This is a genomic window from Blastococcus sp. SYSU DS0828, from assembly GCF_054050975.1.
The window spans coordinates 14,710-31,627 of the sequence record NZ_JBJHAK010000035.1 but is presented as its reverse complement, the minus strand read 5'-3'; the positions used below and the strand labels follow the sequence as shown (position 1 = coordinate 31,627).

Genomic DNA, 16,918 nt, shown 5'->3' with positions numbered 1-16,918 from the left:
GGGGCGGAGGGGGGGGGGGGGGGGGGGGGGGGGGGGGGGTGGGGGCGGGGGGGGGCTGGAGGCGGGCCCCCACCCCCCCCCCCCCCCCCCCCCCCCCCCCCCCCCCCCCCCCCCCCGGGCCACCACCGGGGGGAGCCCGCCCCCGCCGTACGGGAGACTGACCGCATGCGGAGCGGCCGAGGGTGAACGCGACCGTCACCGTCGCGCTGGCCCTCGGGGCGCTCGTCGTGCTGGTCGCCGCGGTCGCGCTCCGGCTGGCCGACCGCGTGGGCCTGCCGAGCCTGCTGCTGTACCTGGCCCTCGGCCTGGCCATCGGTGAGAGCGGGCTGGGCGTGCGCTTCGACGACGCCGAGCTGACCCAGACCCTCGGCGTGGCCGCGCTGGTCGTCATCCTCGCCGAGGGTGGGCTGACCACCCGCTGGGCGGACGTGCGGCGGGCGGTGGGGCCGGGGCTGACCCTCGCCACCGTCGGGGTGGCGGTGAGCGTCGGCATCACCGCGGCCTTCGCCGTCTGGTTGCTCGACGCCTCGTGGGGCTTCGCCCTGCTCCTGGCGGCGGTGGTCGGGTCCACCGACGCGGCCGCGGTCTTCGGGGCCCTGCGGCGGCTGCCCCTGCCCCGTCGGCTGGCGGCCTCCATCGAGGCGGAGAGCGGGCTCAACGACGCCCCGGCGATCCTCCTGGTCACCACCCTCGCCGCGTACCTCACCGGCGCCGGCCCGGGAGCGTGGTGGCTCATCGTGCTGCAGGTCGTGGGCCAGCTGATCGGGGGGGCCCTGATCGGCGTGGCGCTCGGGGTCGGCGGGGCGGCGCTGCTGCGCCGGGTCGCCCTTCCGCTGGCCGGCTTCTACCCGCTGGCGATCCTGGCGCTGTGCGTGCTCGCCTTCGCCACGGCAACGCTCGCGGCCACCTCGGGCATCGTCGCGGTGTACCTGTGCGGGCTGGTGCTGGGCAACGCGGCCCTCCCGCACCGCGCCGCGAGCATCGGCTTCGCCGAGGGCATGGCCACCCTCGCCCAGATCGGGCTGTTCGTCCTGCTCGGGTTGCTCGCCTCGCCGTCCCGGCTGGCCGACGCCCTGCTCCCGGCGCTCGTGGTCGGCGGGGCGCTGCTGCTGGTCGCCCGGCCGGTGTCGGTGGTGCTGAGCCTGGTGTGGTTCCGGATGCCGTGGCGGCAGCAGGCCTTCGTCTCCTGGGCGGGCCTGCGCGGAGCCGTCCCCATCGTGCTCGCCACCTTCCCCGTCACCGCCGGGGTCACCGGCGCGGCCGGCATCTTCGACACCGTCTTCGTGCTGGTCGTCGTCTTCACCCTCGTGCAGGGCTGGTCCCTGCCCTGGGTGGCGCGACGGCTGCGGATCGCGGCCCCGGTCACGCCGCGCGACGTGGAGGTGGAGGCGGCCCCGCTGGAGACGCTGGACGCCGACCTGCTGCAGCTGACCGTGCCGGACGGGTCGCGCCTGCACGGCGTCTACCTGCCGGAGCTGCGGCTGCCCGAGGACGCCGCGGTGGTGCTCATCGTGCGCGAGGGCCGGGCGTTCGTGCCCGACCGGAACACCCGGCTGATGCGGGGCGACCAGGCGCTGCTGGTGTCGGCGCGCGCATCCCGGGCGGAGGCCGAGCGGCGGCTGCGTGCGGTCAGCCGCGCCGGCCGGCTCGCCATGTGGCGGGGCGAGACCGGCCGCGCCGGCGAAGCGGACTGAAAGAGGACCTCCTGCCCCCCACCGCTCGCGGGCTCGCGGTGGGCCCCTGCAGGAGGCCGTTCCAGCACGTCACCGGACCCTCGGGCCCTCTGCGTGGCATCGTGGCACCCAGACCCTGTCTTTCCCCCGGAGCGCGCCATGAGGTACCTCTTCCGGCCACCGGCCACCGACGCGACCGGGCTGCTGTCGCTGCCGTGGCACCAGCCGCTGGAGGAGTGGGACGACGCCCTGCTGCTCGACGTCCCCTCGCGCGGCATCTCGCGGCACGTGGTGCGCTTCGTCGCGCTCGAGGGCCGGGTCTACGCGCTGAAGGAGATCGACGAGCGGCTGGCCCGGCACGAGTACGCCCTGCTGGCCCAGTTCGAGAGCGAGGGCCTGCCGGCGGTCTCGGTGCTCGGCATCTGCGTCGACCGGCCCGACGAGCAGCCTGCGGTGCTGGTCACCCGGTACCTCGAGTACTCGATGTCCTACCGCTGGCTGTTCTCCGGGCCACGCGGAGCCCAGTCGGCCGAGCAGCTGCTCGACACGATGGTCGTGCTGCTGGTGCGGCTGCACCTCGCCGGCGTCTTCTGGGGTGACTGCTCGCTGTCGAACACCCTCTTCCGGCTGGACGCCGGCACCTTCGCCGCCTACCTGGTCGACGCCGAGACCGTCGAACGCCACCCGCGGCTGTCGCCCGGCCAGCGCCGCTACGACGTCGACCTGGCCCGCGAGCGGGTCGGCGCGGAGCTGCTGGACCTGCAGTACGGCGGGCTGCTGCCCGAGGGCATCGACCCGATCGAGGTGGCCGACAGCCTGCCGCGGCGCTACGAGTCGCTGTGGGAGGAGGTCACCCGCGAGGAGGTCTTCCGCACCGACGAGCAGCGCTACCGGGTGGCCGAGCGGCTGCAGCGGCTCAACGAGCTCGGCTTCGACGTCGGGGAGGTCGAGCTGCGCACGACCGACGAGGGCACCCGGCTGCGCGTCGAGACCCGGGTCGCCGAGCCCGGGCACAACCGGCGCGAGCTGTTCCGGCTGACCGGCCTGGAGGTGCGGGAACGCCAGGCGCAGCGGCTGCTCAACGACGTCCGCGCCTTCCGCGCCTACCTGGAGCAGAAGTCCGGTCACCCGGTGCCCGAGACGATCGCCGGCCACCGCTGGCTGGGGGAGGTCTACCAGCCCGTGGTCGACGCCATCCCCGAGCACCTGCGCGGCCGGCTGGAGCCGGCCGAGGTCTTCCACGAGGTCCTCGAGCACCGGTGGTTCCTGTCCGAGAAGGCCGGGCGGGACGTCGGGACGACGAAGGCCGCGCGCTCCTACTTCGAGACGGTGCTGCCCGGCACCCCGCAGGAGCTGACCACGCCGTCGGTCATCGCCGGGCGCCCGTAGCCCGGTAGGGCAGTCCACCACGGCACGGCACGGCCCGGCCCCGTCGCGGGTCGATGCCGTCCGGGCCGTTCGAATTGACACCCTTTGTGGCCTGTATCACGCTCCGAGGACCGTCGTGATCTCGGTCGGGTGGACGCCAACGGAGGCGAGGACTGATGCCGAACGCTCCTGGTCAGAAGCGCCAGAGGAGAAAGGCAGCGAGCGCCACGGCCTCGCTCGTCGCGGTCGCCGCTCTGACGGCCTGTGGGAGCGATGCGGGCAGCGACTCGACACTCACCTGGTACACCAATCCCGACTCGGGTGGGCAGGCGGAGATCGCCGCGCGCTGCACGGAGGAAGCGGGGGGCGCCTACACCATCGAGACGGCGCAGCTGCCCCGCGAGTCCTCGCAGCAGCGGGAGCAGCTGATCCGGCGGCTGGCGGCGGAGGACGACTCGATCGACCTGATGAGCCTGGACCCGCCCTACATCCCCGAGTTCGCCCAAGCCGGCTTCCTGGCCCCCGTGCCCGAGGACGTCGCCGAGCGGGTGACCGAGGGGGTCGTGCAGAGCGCGATCGAAGGGTCGACCTGGGACGACGAGCTGGTCGCCGTGCCGTTCTGGGCCAACACCCAGCTGCTCTGGTACAAGCAGTCGGCGGCGGAGGCCGCCGGGCTCGACATGGACGAGCCGGTCACCTGGGCCCAACTGGTCGCCGCAGCCCAGGAGCAGGGCACGCAGATCGCCGCGCAGGGCATTCGCGCCGAGGCGCTCACGGTCTGGATCAACGCGCTCATCGAGGGGGCGGGTGGCTCGATCATCGCGGAGACCGCCGAGAACCCGGAGGACATCCAGCTCGGACTCGAGTCCGAGGCCGCCGTGGAGGCGGCCGAGGCGATGAAGTCGGTAGCGACCGTGGGTGGCCCGGCCTTCTCCACCGCCGGTGAGGACGCCAACGTGACGGACTTCGAAGACGGCGACGCGGCGTTCATGGTCAACTGGCCGTTCGTCTGGCCCCGGGCGCTGGCCGCCGTCGAGGCGGGCACGCTCGACCCGTCCGTGCCCGAGGACTACGGGTGGGCGCGCTACCCGCGGACCGTCGAGGACGAGGAGAGCCGGCCCCCCTACGGCGGCATCAACATCGGCGTCGGCGCCTTCAGCCAGAACACGGACCTGGCCTACCAGGCCGCCGAGTGCATCGTCTCCGAGGAGAACCAGACCTACTACTTCCTCACCAACGGCAACCCGGCGGCCCTGGCGTCGGTCTACGACGACCCCGAGGTGCTCGAGGAGTTCCCGCAGGCCCCGCTCATCCGGGAGTCGCTGGAGGCGGCCGCGCCCCGGCCGCAGACCGTCTACTACAGCGAGGTCTCCGGGGCGTTGCAGCGGGTGTACCACCCGGCGAGCGCCGTCGACCCCGGCCGCACCGGCCAGGCAGCCGCCGACCTCATCGAGGCCGTCCTGGCAGGGGAGGAACTGCTGTGACTCAGACCACGCTCCCGCCGGTCAAGAAGACCGAACCGGTCTCGACGCCCAAACGGGGGCTCAGCGACCGGTCGCGCAGCGAGCGGAAGCTCGGTTGGCTGCTGGCCGGCCCGGCGTTCGTGGTGATGCTGGCGGTGACCGCCTACCCCATCGTGCAGGCGGTCTACGAGTCGCTGTTCTCCTACCGGCTCACCGACCCGACCAACCGTTCGTTCAACGGGCTGAACAACTACTGGGTGATCCTCACCGATCCCATCTGGTGGCAGGCCATCTGGGTCACCGTCTTCATCACGGTGGTCACCGTCGCGGTCGAGCTGGTGCTCGGCTTCGGGCTCGCCATGGTGATGGCCAAGGCGCTCAGCCACATCCGGCCGGTGGTGCGTGCGGCCATCCTCATCCCGTACGCGGTGATCACCGTGGTCTCTGCTTTCGCCTGGCAGTTCGCGTTCGACATCAACACCGGCTTCGTGAACTCCTGGTTCGCCTGGATCCCCGGGGTCACCGAGAACACCGACTGGTTCGGCGACAGGTGGCAGTCCCTGTTGGTCATCTGCCTGGCGGAGATCTGGAAGACCACCCCGTTCATCTCCCTCCTGCTGTTGGCAGGTCTGGCGCAGGTGCCAGAGGTGCTGCAGGAGGCGGCGAAGGTCGACGGCGCCACGTGGTGGCAGCGGCTGTGGCGGGTGACGATCCCGAACATGAAGGCGGCGATCATGGTCGCCCTGCTGTTCCGGAGCCTGGACGCGTTCCGGGTCTTCGACAGCATCTTCATCATGACCGGTGGTGCCAACGGCACCGAATCGGTGTCGTTCCTCGCGTACCGGCAGACGATCGCACGATTGGAGATCGGGCTGGGATCGGCGGTGTCGGTGCTGCTGTTCCTCGTGGTGGTGCTGATCGCTTTCACCTTCATCAAGGCGTTCAAGGTCGATCTGGCCTCGACGCGGGGGGAGTGACAATGTCTGCTCGGAAAAAGATCATGTGGTGGATCGGTGGCGCGATCATCGTCGTCTACGCGCTGTTCCCGATCGCCTGGATCATCTCCATCTCGCTGAAGGCCCCGTCGGACATCGCCAACGGTCAGTTCCTGCCGACCAGCGTCTCCTGGGGCAACTACGAGACGGTCCTGACCGGAGACGCGAGCGAACTGTTCCTGCCCGCGCTGCGCAATTCGTTCGGAATCTGCCTGATCGCCACGGCCATCTCCTGCCTGCTGGCGATGTTCGCCGCCTACGCGATCGCCCGGTTGGACTTCCCGGGCAAGAAGGTGATCCTCTCCACGGCGCTGGCGGTGGCGATCTTCCCGGTCATCTCGATCGTGACGCCACTGTTCAACGTGTGGCGGCAGATCGGTCTCTACGACACCTGGCCCGGCCTGATCCTCCCGTACCTGTCGCTGACGCTGCCCATCTCGATCTGGACGATGTCGGCCTTCTTCCGGGAGATCCCGTGGGAGATGGAGCAGGCCGCCCAGGTCGACGGCGCCACGACGTGGCAGGCGTTCCGCAAGGTGATCGTGCCGTTGGCCGCTCCCGGGGTGTTCACCACGGCGATCATCGCGTTCTTCATCGCCTGGAACGACTTCGTCTACGGAATCGTCCTGACCTCCACCGAGGCGGCCCGGCCGGTGCCGGCAGCGCTCGGCCTGTTCAGCGGCGCCTCCCAGTTCGAGGACCCGACGGGCGCGATCGCGGCGGCTGCTCTGATCGTCACCATCCCGGTCGTCGTCCTCGTGCTCCTCTTCCAGCGGCGCATCGTCGCCGGTCTCACCAACGGCGCGGTCAAGGGCTGACCGTCATGATCCCCACCCGCTCCACCGCATCGACCTCCCGAGAGGACGAACACTGATGGCCTCCATCGAGATGAAGAACATCGTCAAGGAGTACGGCGACGGGTTCCAGGCCGTCAACGACGTGAGCCTGGACATCGCCGATGGGGAGTTCATGATCCTCGTCGGCCCCTCCGGCTGCGGGAAGTCGACGCTGCTGCGGATGATCGTCGGCCTCGAGGACATCACCAGCGGCGACATGATCATCGGCGGTAAGCGGGTCAACGACCTGGCGCCGCGCGACCGCAACCTGTCGATGGTGTTCCAGAACTACGCGCTGTACCCGCACATGACGGTGTTCGAGAACATCGCCTTCCCGCTACGGCTGGCGAAGATGCCCGATGACGAGGTGCGTCGCCGGGTGGACGAGGCCTCGGACGTGCTGGAGCTCAAGGAGCACCTGGAGCGCAAGCCTGCCAACCTCTCGGGTGGTCAGCGGCAGCGCGTCGCGATGGGCCGGGCCATCGTCCGGCAGGCCGAGGCGTTCCTCTTCGACGAGCCGCTGTCGAACCTCGACGCCAAGCTCCGCGGTCAGATGCGCACCGAGATCTCGCGGCTGCAGCGCCGGCTGGGGATCACCACCGTCTACGTCACCCACGACCAGACCGAGGCCATGACCCTCGGCGACCGGGTCTGCGTCCTGCGCAAGGGCCAGATCCAGCAGGTCGCGTCGCCGCGCGAGCTGTACGAGCAGCCGGTCAACCTCTTCGTGGCCGGATTCATCGGGTCGCCCCCGATGAACTTCCTGCCGGCGACGCCCGAGGGCAACACGCTGAAGACGCCGTTCGGGACGATCGAGCTGGACGCCGGCCGCGCCGCCAAGGTGGCCGGCCGCGAGCTGCTGCTGGTCGGCATCCGGCCGGAGTACTTCGAGGACGCCTCCTTGGTCGACGAGGCCAAGCGCCCGCTCGGCTCGACGTTCCGGGCGCGGGTCGACGTCACCGAGTGGCTGGGGGACTCGCAGTACGCCTACATCCCGTACGAGGCCCCGGAGTCGATCAAGACCCAGCTGCGCGAGCTGTCCAAGGAGCTGGACTCCGAGGAGCTGCGCACCCAGGCCATCGTCTCCATCGACGCGACCAGCCGGATCCGGGAGGGCCGGGAGGCGGAGTTCTGGCTGGACAGCCGCAAGGTGCACGTCTTCGACCCGGAGACCGGGGAGAACCTGACCCGGGACGCGGAGGCCGGGGCCGAGCTCACCCGGATGGCGGCACAGGACCGCGTCGAGCAGCTCGAGGGCTCGCAGGCGCAGGCGGGCAGTGGGCCCGAGGGCGGTGCACCCGTGCGCGGGGCGCAGGTGGGTGGGGCCACGGCGGCCTCGGCCTGACGCAGGCCCACCGAGCCCGGCGCTCGCGCGTCCCTGCAGGGGCGGATCCTGGACGGGACCACGCATGGACATGCATCGAGCGCAGCCGGACACGTGGTGGCGGAACGCCGTGGTCTACGAGGTGTACCTGCGGAGCTTCGCCGATTCCGACGGGGACGGGATCGGCGATCTCGGCGGCCTGCGCCGCCGGTTGCCCTACCTCGCCGAGCTCGGCGTCGACGCCCTGTGGATCACTCCCTGGTACCCCTCGCCCATGGCCGACGGCGGGTACGACGTCGCCGACTACTGCGACATCGATCCGCGCTTCGGCACGCTCGCGGACGCCGATGCGTTCCTCGCTGAAGCCCACGGGCTCGGGCTGCGCGTCATCACCGACCTGGTCCCCAACCACACCTCCGACCAGCACCCGTGGTTCCGTGCGGCCCTGGCCGCCGGGCCCGGCGCGCCCGAGCGGAGCAGATACTTCTTCCGCGACGGCCGGTCAGGCGGCTCCACGCCGCCCAACGACTGGATCAGCGCCTTCGGCGGCCCCGCCTGGACCCGGGTGCGCGAACCCGACGGTTCGCCGGGGCAGTGGTACCTGCACCTGTTCGCCCCGGAGCAGCCCGACCTCGACTGGGACCACCCCGGTGTCCGGGACGACTTCGACGCCATCCTGAGGTTCTGGTTCGACCGGGGGATCGACGGGATCCGGGTCGACGCCGCGCCGGCGATGGCAAAGGTGCCCGGCCTGCCCGACGCCGGCCACCGACCAGGAGCCCTGTTCGAGTCCCGCACCTGGGTGGGCAACCCGCACTGGGACGTCGACGCGGTGCACGACATCCTCCGTCGCTGGCGGCGGATCGGGGACGGCTACGAGGGCGGTCGGCTGTTCGTCACCGAAGCCGTGGTCAACGGACCCGAGCGGCTCAGCCGCTACGTGCGGCCGGACGAGATGCACACCAGTTTCAACTTCGACTACCTCGCCTGCCCGTGGGACGCGCGCCGGCTGCGCGCCGTGATCGACGCCAGCCTGGCCGCCCTCGAACCGGTAGGGGCGCCGGCCACCTGGGTGCTGTCCAGCCATGACGAGACCCGGCACGTGACCCGCTTCGGCCGCGCCCGGAGCGCGGCGGCCACCATGGGCTTCGACACCGATGCGCCGGCCGCGGACCTGGACGTCGGGCTCCGCCGGGCCCGCGCGGCCGCGCTGCTCACCCTTGCCCTGCCCGGCTCCGCCTACGTCTACCAGGGCGAGGAGCTCGGCCTGGCCGAGGTGGAGGACCTGCCGGAGGAGGTGCTGCAGGATCCGACCTGGCAACGGTCCGGCCGCACCGCCCGGGGTCGTGACGGGTGCCGCGTCCCCCTGCCGTGGTCGGGTGACCGCCCCCCGTTCGGGTTCACCGGCGACGATGTCGACCCCTGGCTGCCGCAGCCCGCGGAGTGGGCGCGCGTCACCGTCGCCGCGCAACTGGTGGACCCGACGTCGACCCTCTCCCTTTACCGCGCGGCGCTCGACCTCCGCCAGCGCGTCCCGGGCCTGGGCAGCGGGGACTTCTCCTGGTGCCGGTCCGCCTCCGGCGTCCTCGCCTTCGACCGCGGACCGGCGTTCCGGTGTGTGGTGAACCTGTCGGACGAGCCGCTGGACCTGCGCGGTGCGGGCCGCCGTCTCCTGTCCAGCGAGCCCTGCGCAGACCTGCTGCCCCCGGACACCGCGGTCTGGCTCGAACTCGGCGCCACGTAGGCAGCCTTCCCCGCGGCTATCGTCGTCGGGGGGGGGGGGGGGGGGGGGGGGGGGGGGCGCCCCCCCCCCCCCCCCCCCCCCCCCCCCCCCCACCCGCCCACCCCCCCCCCCCCCCGCCCCCCCCCCCCCCCCCCCCCCCCCCCCCCCCCCCCCCCCCCCCCCCCCCGCGATCCCGCCGAACCGAGGAGCCCGAGCTGTCCGAGCACGACGACCCGTCCGCCGGCTCCTCCGCCGTCGTGCCGCCCGGCCGGCCGCGCACCCGGCTGCTGCTGACGCTGGCCGCCGTCGTCCTCCTGGCCGACCTCGTGACCAAGCTCGTGGTCGTCGCGACCATCGAGCCGGGTGAGGACATCCGGCTGCTCGGTGGCGCGCTGTACCTGACCCACCTGCGCAACACCGGCGCCGCCTTCTCCTTCGCGCAGGGGGCCACGGTCGTGTTCAGCCTCATCGCGATCGTCGTGGCCGTCGTCATCGTCCGCACCGCCCGCCGGCTGCGCTCGACCGGCTGGGCCGTGGCGCTGGGGCTGGTGCTGGGCGGCGCGGTGGGCAACCTGATCGACCGCGTCTTCCGCGACCCCGGCTTCCTGCGCGGCGGGGTCGTGGACTTCGTCTCGGTGTTCGGCCCGGGCGGGAGCGTGTTCCCGGCCTTCAACGTCGCCGACTCGGCGATCGTCTGCGGCGGCATCCTGGGCGCGGTGCTGGCGCTCCGGGGCATCGAGTTCGACGGCACCCGCAGCGGTGCGGAGGAGCGGCCCCGGGCCGTCTGAGGTCCGGCTCCGCCGTCCCGTCCGGCCCGACCCGCACAATGGGGGGCGTGACCAGCGCTCCCGGCCTGCACCGCGCCCTTCCGGTGCCCGACGGGCTGGAGGGGCAGCGGGTGGACCAGGCCCTGTCCCGGCTCTTCGGCCTGTCCCGCACGGCGGCGGCCGAGCTCGCCGACGCCGGCCACGTCGTCGTCGACGGCCGGGTGCGCGGCAAGGGCGACCGGCTCACCGGGGGCAGCTGGCTGGAGGTCGAGCTGCCGCCCCCGCCGGGCGAGCCCCCGCCGCCCAGGCCGGTCGAGGGGATGACGATCCTGTTCGACGACGACGACCTGGTGGTCGTCGACAAGCCGGTGGGCGTCGCCGCGCACCCCAGCCCCGGCTGGGACGGGCCCACGGTCATCGGCGGACTGGCCGCCGCCGGGTACCGCATCTCCACGTCGGGTGCGGCCGAGCGGCAAGGTGTCGTGCACCGGCTCGACGCGGCCACCACCGGCGTGATGGTGGTCGCCAAGAGCGAGCGCGCCTACACCGCGCTCAAGGCCGCGTTCAAGGAACGGACGGTCGAGAAGGGCTACCACGCGCTCGTGCAGGGCCACCCCGACCCGTCGCGCGGCACCATCGACGCACCGATCGACCGGCACCCTCGGCACGACTGGAAGTTCGCCGTCGTGAGCGGGGGGCGGCCGTCGGTCACCCACTACGAGGTGACCGAGGCATTCGCCGCCGCCAGCCTCGTCGACATCCGGCTCGAGACGGGGCGCACCCACCAGATCCGGGTGCACTTCTCCGCCCTGCGCCACCCCTGCGTCGGGGACACCACCTACGGCGCCGACCCGACCCTCGCCGCCCGGCTGGGGGTCTCCCGCCAGTGGCTGCACGCGGTGCGGCTGGGCTTCCCGCACCCGGCCGACGGGCAGTGGATCGAGGTCACCAGCGAGTACCCGCCCGACCTCGCCGGCGCGCTGGCCCTGCTGCGCGCCGAGGCCTGACCCCGCGACGGTGACGGGTCTGCCGGTCGCGCTGGGCGACTTCGGCCCGGCGGCGTTCGCCGCGGTCGTGGTCGCCGTCTACCTGGTGGCGGGGGAGCCCGTCGTCGGGCACGTGCTGCACCGCCGGTTCGAGGGGCGGCTGCGCACCGACGCGGGCGCCCGCCGCTCGTTCTACCGGCGGCTGCTCGTGCTCGAGTGGGGGCTGGCCGTGGTCGCCGCCGTCGTCTGGCTCGCCGCTCCCGGGGTCGACGCCGCGGCCGTGGGGCTGGTCTGGCCGCGGGAGTGGCCCGGGCCGGTCACCGCGGCGGTCGTCGTCCTGGTCCTGCTGTTCGTCGTCGCCTCCACCCGCCAGCTGCGGGCCGGCGCCCTGCTGGAAGCGGCCCGACCGGCGCGGCGGGCGGGTCATTCCCCGCCCGCCCACGGCCGGCACGCCGAGCCGCCCGGGCAGTCCACCCTGGCGCTGCTGCCCCGCACCGGGGGCGAGCGGCGGCTGTTCACCCTCGTCGGCGTCACGGCGGGGGTGTGCGAGGAGTGGCTGTACCGGGGGTTCTTCCTCGCCGTGGTCGCCGCCGTGACCGGAGGCCTGCCCACCTGGCTGCTCGTGGTCGTCGCCGCGGCCGCGTTCGGCCTGGCGCACGCCTACCAGGGGCGCGCGGGCATCGTCCTGACCGGTGTGCTGGGCGGGATCATGGCCGCGTTCTACCTGGACACCGGGTCCTTGCTGCTGCCGGTGCTGCTGCACGCGCTGATCGACCTGCGCTTCCTGCTCGTGCCGGCCAGCGCCCTGCCGGCGTCGGTGCACGAACGTCCCGAGGCCCCCGGCCGCTGACCGGCCCGCTCGCCGGCGTCGCCAGAATGGAGGTCGTGCCCAGCCCCACCGCCCAGGTCGCCACCACCGCCGACTGGCCGGAGGTGGCGGCGCTGCGGAGCCGCGTGTTCGTCGAGGAGCAGGGCGTCCCGCCCGAGATCGAGCAGGACGACGCCGACGCGGTGGCCGTGCACGTGCTCAGCCGCGACGTCTCCGGCCGCGTGGTCGCCACCGGGCGGCTGCTGCTGGACGGGGCCACGGCGCGCATCGGCCGGATGGCCGCCGCGGCCGAGGTCCGGGGCAGGGGGCACGGGGCCGCCGTCCTCGCCGAGCTGCACCGGCAGGCCGTCGCGCGCGGGGCGCGGGCGGTCGAGCTGCACGCCCAGCTGCCGGCCCGCCGCTTCTACGAGCGCGCCGGGTACGCGGCCGTCGGCGAGGTCTACGAGGAGGCCGGCATCGCGCACGTCACCATGCGGCGCGCGCTGTCCTCAGCCGAATCCGGACCGCTGTGACGGATCGGTCCACTGTGAGCAGACACGTCGTGTCAGACCCTCGGCGTAGAACCGAACCAGTGCGAGGATCGACCCACCGGCCCGCCGGTGCCCGACACCCCGCATGCACTGCCGGTCTTCCCCGCCGGTCGCCCGCCGCGTGACGCCGGCCGGGCACGCACGACCCGTGAGGAGCATCCCGCACAGTGAGCAGCCCGTCCGATTCGTTCGTGCACCTGCACGTGCACACCGAGTACTCGATGCTCGACGGCGCCGCGAAGCTGCCTGAGGTCACCAAGGCCGCGGCGGAGCAGGGGATGCCGGCGCTGGCCATGACCGACCACGGGAACGTGTTCGGCGCCTACGACTTCTACAAGCAGGCGCACGCGGCCGGCGTGAAGCCGATCATCGGCATGGAGGGCTACTACACGCCGGGCTCGCGGTTCGACCGGGCGCCCTTCGACTTCGGCGACAACCTCATCGACGAGGAGGGCGACGGCGGCTCCAACCGGGGGAAAGCCGCGTACACCCACATGACGCTGCTGGCCCGCAGCACGGAGGGGATGCACAACCTCTTCCGCATCTCCTCGCTGGCCAGCCTCGAGGGGCAGTACCGCAAGCCCCGGTTCGACCGGGACCTGCTGGAGCGCTACGGCAAGGGCCTCATCGCCACCACCGGCTGCCCGTCGGGCGAGGTGAACATGTGGCTGCGCGCCGGCAAGGAGGACAAGGCGCGCCAGGCGGCCGCGGACTTCCAGGACATCTTCGGGCGGGAGAACTTCTACGCCGAGCTGATGGACCACGGCCTGGCCATCGAGAAGAAGACCCGGCCCGCCCTGCTGGCGATCGCCAAGGACCTCGGCATCCCGCTGCTGGCCACCAACGACCTGCACTACACGCACAAGGAGGACGCCGAGGCCCACGACGCCCTGCTGTGCATCCAGACCGGCTCGCGGCTCAACGAGCCCAACCGCTTCAAGTTCAACGGTGACGGCTACTACCTGAAGTCCGCCGCCGAGATGCGGGCGCTGTTCACCGGCGACCTGCGGGAGGCCTGCGACAACACCCTCCTGGTCGCCGAGCAGTGCGAGGTGACGTTCACCGAGGGCGCCGACCTCATGCCCCGGTTCCCCCTGCCGCCGGGGGAGGACGAGACCTCCTGGTTCGTGAAGGAGGTCGAGCGCGGCCTGCACAAGCGCTATCCGAACGGCATCCCCGACCACGTGCGCAAGCAGGCCGACTACGAGGTCGGGATCATCTGCCAGATGGGCTTCCCGGGCTACTTCCTCGTGGTCGCCGACTTCATCAACTGGGCCAAGGACAACGGCATCCGGGTGGGCCCGGGGCGTGGCTCGGCCGCGGGCTCGCTGGCGGCCTACGCCATGGGCATCACCGACCTCGACCCGCTGCAGCACGGGCTGATCTTCGAGCGGTTCCTCAACCCCGAGCGCGTCTCCATGCCCGACGTCGACATCGACTTCGACGACCGCCGCCGGGGCGAGGTCATCCAGTACGTCTCCAAGAAGTACGGCGAGGAGCGGGTCAGCCAGATCGTCACCTACGGGACGATCAAGGCGAAGGCGGCGATCAAGGACGCCGCCCGCGTGCTCGACCGGCCCTACTCGGTGGGCGACGAGCTGACCAAGCTCATGCCGCCGGACGTCATGGGCAAGGGCATCCCGCTGTCGGGGGTCTTCGACCCGGCCCACCCGCGCTACAAGGAGGCCGCGGAGTTCCGCGCCCGCTACGAGTCCGACCCCGGGGCGGCCGAGGTCGTCGACCAGGCCCGCAAGCTCGAAGGCCTGAAGCGCCAGTGGGGCGTGCACGCCGCCGGCGTCATCATCGGCCGCTACCCGCTGATCGACAGCATCCCGATCATGCGGCGCGAGGCCGACGGCGCCATCATCACGCAGTTCGACTACCCGACCTGCGAGACGCTCGGCCTGCTGAAGATGGACTTCCTGGGCCTGCGCAACCTCACCGTCATCGACGACGCCCTGCGCAACATCGTGATCAACGGCAAGGAGCCGGTCGACCTCGACGAGATCAGCAAGGACCTCACCGACCCGGCCACCTACGCCCTGCTCTCCCGCGGTGACACGCTCGGGGTCTTCCAGTTCGACGGCGGGCCGATGCGCTCGCTGCTGCGGCTCATGCGGCCGGACAACTTCGAGGACATCTCCGCCGTCGGCGCGCTCTACCGCCCGGGCCCGATGGGTGCGAACTCGCACACCAACTACGCGCTGCGCAAGAACGGCCAGCAGGAGATCACCCCGATCCACCCGGAGCTGGCCGAGCCGCTGGAGGAGATCCTCGGCCAGACCTACGGCCTGATCGTCTACCAGGAGCAGGTCATGGCGATCGCGCAGAAGGTCGCCGGCTACTCGCTCGGCAAGGCCGACCTGCTGCGCCGCGCCATGGGCAAGAAGAAGAAGTCGGTGCTGGACGCCGAGTTCGTCGGCTTCGAGGCCGGCATGAAGGCCAACGGGTTCTCCAGCGCCGCCATCAAGACCCTGTGGGACATCCTCGTCCCCTTCGCCGACTACGCGTTCAACAAGGCCCACTCCGCCGCCTACGGCCTGGTCTCGTACTGGACCGCCTACCTCAAGGCCAACTACCCGGCCGAGTACATGGCCGGCCTGCTCACCAGCGTCCAGGACGACAAGGACCGTCGGCCCATCTACCTGGCCGAGTGCCGCCGGATGGGCATCAAGGTGCTCCCGCCCGACGTCAACGAGTCCTCGTGGGACTTCACCGCGGTCGGCACCGACATCCGCTTCGGGCTGGCCTCGGTGCGCAACGTCGGCACCAACGTCGTGGAGTCCATCGTCCGGGCGCGCGAGGAGAAGGGCGCCTTCAAGGACTTCGCCGACTTCATGCGCAAGATCGACACGGTCGCCTGCAACAAGAAGGTCATCGAGTCCCTGGCCAAGGCCGGGGCCTTCGACTCGCTCGGCCACTCCCGCCAGGGCATCGTCGCCGTCCACGCCCAGGCCGTCGACTCCGCGATGGGACTCAAGCGCAAGGAGGCCGAGGGCCAGTTCGACCTGTTCGGCAGCTTCGGCGGGGATGGGGCGGCCGACGACCCGTTCGCCGGCGCCCTCGACATCACCATCCCGACCGCCGACTGGTCCAAGAGCGAGCGGCTGATGTTCGAGCGCGACATGCTCGGTCTCTACGTCTCCGACCACCCGCTGCACGGCGTCGAGCACGTGCTCGCCGCCAACGCCGACACCCCCATCGCCGAGATCAACGCGGGCGGGGTCGAGGACGGCGCCAACGTGACCATCGCGGGCATCCTCACCGCCGTCTCGCCGCGCACGAACAAGCAGGGCGCGCCGTGGGCGATCGCGACGCTGGAGGACCTCGAGTCCGGCATCGAGGTGCTGTTCTTCCCGAAGACGTGGGCCGAGGTCTCGGAGAAGGTGGTCCGCGACCAGATCGTCGTGGTCAAGGGCCGGATCAGCCGGCGCGACGACCAGCCCTCGCTGTTCGGCTCGGAGGTCATCGTCCCGGAGCTCACCGAGGGCGCGCGCGGGCCCGTGCTGGTCTCGATGGCCGCCGCCCGGTGCACCCCACCGGTCGTGGAGCGGCTGCGGGAGGTGCTGGGCAGCCACCCGGGCACCACGGAGGTGCGGCTCAAGCTGGTGAACGGCAGCAGGGAGACGGTGCTGCGGCTCGACCAGGGGCTGCGGGTGCAGCCCAGCACCGCCCTGATGGGCGACATCAAGGCACTCCTCGGCCCGACGAGCGTGGCGCTGCTCTGAAAGAGGACCCCCTGCCCCCCACCGCTCGCACGCTCGCGGCGGGCCCCTGCAGGGGGCCGGGCTCGGGAGGTTGTTCACTGGTGGGGTGAGCACCCCACCGCTGCCCGTCCAGCCCGTGCCGGGGGTGCCCCCGCACGCCTACTGGCGGGGCCGGCCGGAGGTCCGGGAGGACCTGCGCGCGGGCCGCGCGCTCCTGGTCGGGCTCGTCCTCGCCGGCCTGCCCGCGGGTGCGCTCTGGTGGCTGCTGGCCCCCCGGGCGGAGTTCCAGGTGACCGAGACCGGCCCGGTCGCCGTCGGCCCGCCGGCGGCGGAGGTGCGGATCGCCGACGACACCGTGCTCGTGCTCGTGCTGCTGGGCCTGGGGCTGCTGGCCGGCGCCGCGGCGTGGCAGGTCCGCCGCGGCCGGGGGGTGGGCATGCTGGTGGTCCTCGTGGCCGGTACGTCGGCGGCGGCCGTCCTCGCCTGGCAGGTCGGGGAGCTGCTCGGGCCCTCACCCACCGAGGTCCAGCTCTCCCAGGTCGGCGCCGAGGTCACCACGGGGCTGGTGCTCGGTTCCCTGCCCGGCCTCGCCGCCGCGCCGTTCGCCGCGCTGCTCGTCTACCTGGGCTGCGCGCTGGTGGCCGCCGACGACGGCCTCGGCCGGTACGGGAGAGACACCCCCCGGGCCGGCGCACTGCCTCCCGTGGCCTGAGCTCC

13 protein-coding genes are annotated in these 16,918 nt (G+C 72.4%); all 13 read left to right on the top strand.

Going from position 1 to position 16,918, the window contains the following annotated elements:
- Window positions 1-182 precede the first annotated feature (182 nt).
- The 13 genes from ACI79Q_RS19715 to ACI79Q_RS19655 all read left to right on the top strand — a co-directional run bounded on the left by ACI79Q_RS19715 (window position 183) and on the right by ACI79Q_RS19655 (window position 16,913).
- Window positions 183-1,694, top strand: coding sequence for a potassium/proton antiporter (locus ACI79Q_RS19715; protein ID WP_456615218.1), 1,512 nt, complete (start codon window positions 183-185; stop codon window positions 1,692-1,694).
- 138 nt (window positions 1,695-1,832) lie between these two features.
- On the top strand, window positions 1,833-3,062 hold the full coding sequence (locus tag ACI79Q_RS19710) for a DUF4032 domain-containing protein (RefSeq protein ID WP_456588745.1): 1,230 nt from the start codon (window positions 1,833-1,835) through the stop codon (window positions 3,060-3,062).
- A 155-nt stretch (window positions 3,063-3,217) separates the two neighbouring features.
- Window positions 3,218-4,525 carry an extracellular solute-binding protein gene (locus ACI79Q_RS19705; protein WP_456588744.1) on the top strand — a complete coding sequence of 436 codons (1,308 nt, stop codon included), beginning with the start codon at window positions 3,218-3,220 and terminating at the stop codon, window positions 4,523-4,525.
- Window positions 4,522-5,481, top strand: a complete 960-nt coding sequence (locus ACI79Q_RS19700) for a carbohydrate ABC transporter permease (protein WP_456588743.1) — start codon at window positions 4,522-4,524, stop codon at window positions 5,479-5,481. The genes ACI79Q_RS19705 and ACI79Q_RS19700 overlap by 4 nt, the downstream gene beginning before the upstream one ends.
- Window positions 5,482-5,483: 2 nt before the next feature.
- Entirely contained in the window at window positions 5,484-6,317 is an 834-nt protein-coding gene (locus tag ACI79Q_RS19695; protein ID WP_456588742.1) for a carbohydrate ABC transporter permease, read from the top strand.
- A gap of 55 nt (window positions 6,318-6,372) precedes the next feature.
- Complete coding sequence (locus ACI79Q_RS19690; protein ID WP_456588741.1) at window positions 6,373-7,680, top strand: ABC transporter ATP-binding protein; 1,308 nt, start codon at window positions 6,373-6,375, stop codon at window positions 7,678-7,680.
- Between the two features lie 64 nt (window positions 7,681-7,744).
- Entirely contained in the window at window positions 7,745-9,403 is a 1,659-nt protein-coding gene (locus ACI79Q_RS19685) for a glycoside hydrolase family 13 protein (protein WP_456615217.1), read from the top strand.
- A 236-nt stretch (window positions 9,404-9,639) separates the two neighbouring features.
- Window positions 9,640-10,170: a signal peptidase II gene (gene lspA / locus ACI79Q_RS19680; protein WP_456615216.1), complete on the top strand. Its 531-nt coding sequence runs from the start codon at window positions 9,640-9,642 to the stop codon at window positions 10,168-10,170.
- Between the two features lie 38 nt (window positions 10,171-10,208).
- Window positions 10,209-11,156 (top strand): RluA family pseudouridine synthase, encoded by a 948-nt coding sequence (locus ACI79Q_RS19675; RefSeq protein ID WP_456597275.1) that lies wholly within the window; start codon window positions 10,209-10,211, stop codon window positions 11,154-11,156.
- Between the two features lie 10 nt (window positions 11,157-11,166).
- Window positions 11,167-11,985, top strand: a complete 819-nt coding sequence (locus ACI79Q_RS19670) for a CPBP family intramembrane glutamic endopeptidase (protein ID WP_456600624.1) — start codon at window positions 11,167-11,169, stop codon at window positions 11,983-11,985.
- A 35-nt stretch (window positions 11,986-12,020) separates the two neighbouring features.
- Window positions 12,021-12,476: a GNAT family N-acetyltransferase gene (locus ACI79Q_RS19665; protein WP_456588736.1), complete on the top strand. Its 456-nt coding sequence runs from the start codon at window positions 12,021-12,023 to the stop codon at window positions 12,474-12,476.
- Window positions 12,477-12,661: 185 nt separating this feature from the next.
- Window positions 12,662-16,222, top strand: a complete 3,561-nt coding sequence (dnaE, locus tag ACI79Q_RS19660) for a DNA polymerase III subunit alpha (RefSeq protein WP_456588735.1) — start codon at window positions 12,662-12,664, stop codon at window positions 16,220-16,222.
- 85 nt (window positions 16,223-16,307) lie between these two features.
- Window positions 16,308-16,913, top strand: a complete 606-nt coding sequence (locus ACI79Q_RS19655) for a DUF2567 domain-containing protein (protein WP_456615215.1) — start codon at window positions 16,308-16,310, stop codon at window positions 16,911-16,913.
- Window positions 16,914-16,918: the final 5 nt, after the last annotated feature.

What these genes read in the sequence shown, in the direction of transcription:
- ACI79Q_RS19710 (WP_456588745.1), top strand. Translation starts at nt 1,833, where the DNA reads ATGAGGTACCTCTTCCGGCCACCGGCCACCGACGCGACCGGGCTGCTG.
- ACI79Q_RS19705 (WP_456588744.1), top strand. Translation starts at nt 3,218, where the DNA reads ATGCCGAACGCTCCTGGTCAGAAGCGCCAGAGGAGAAAGGCAGCGAGC.
- ACI79Q_RS19695 (WP_456588742.1), top strand. Translation starts at nt 5,484, where the DNA reads ATGTCTGCTCGGAAAAAGATCATGTGGTGGATCGGTGGCGCGATCATC.
- ACI79Q_RS19690 (WP_456588741.1), top strand. Translation starts at nt 6,373, where the DNA reads ATGGCCTCCATCGAGATGAAGAACATCGTCAAGGAGTACGGCGACGGG.
- ACI79Q_RS19685 (WP_456615217.1), top strand. Translation starts at nt 7,745, where the DNA reads ATGGACATGCATCGAGCGCAGCCGGACACGTGGTGGCGGAACGCCGTG.
- ACI79Q_RS19675 (WP_456597275.1), top strand. Translation starts at nt 10,209, where the DNA reads ATGGGGGGCGTGACCAGCGCTCCCGGCCTGCACCGCGCCCTTCCGGTG.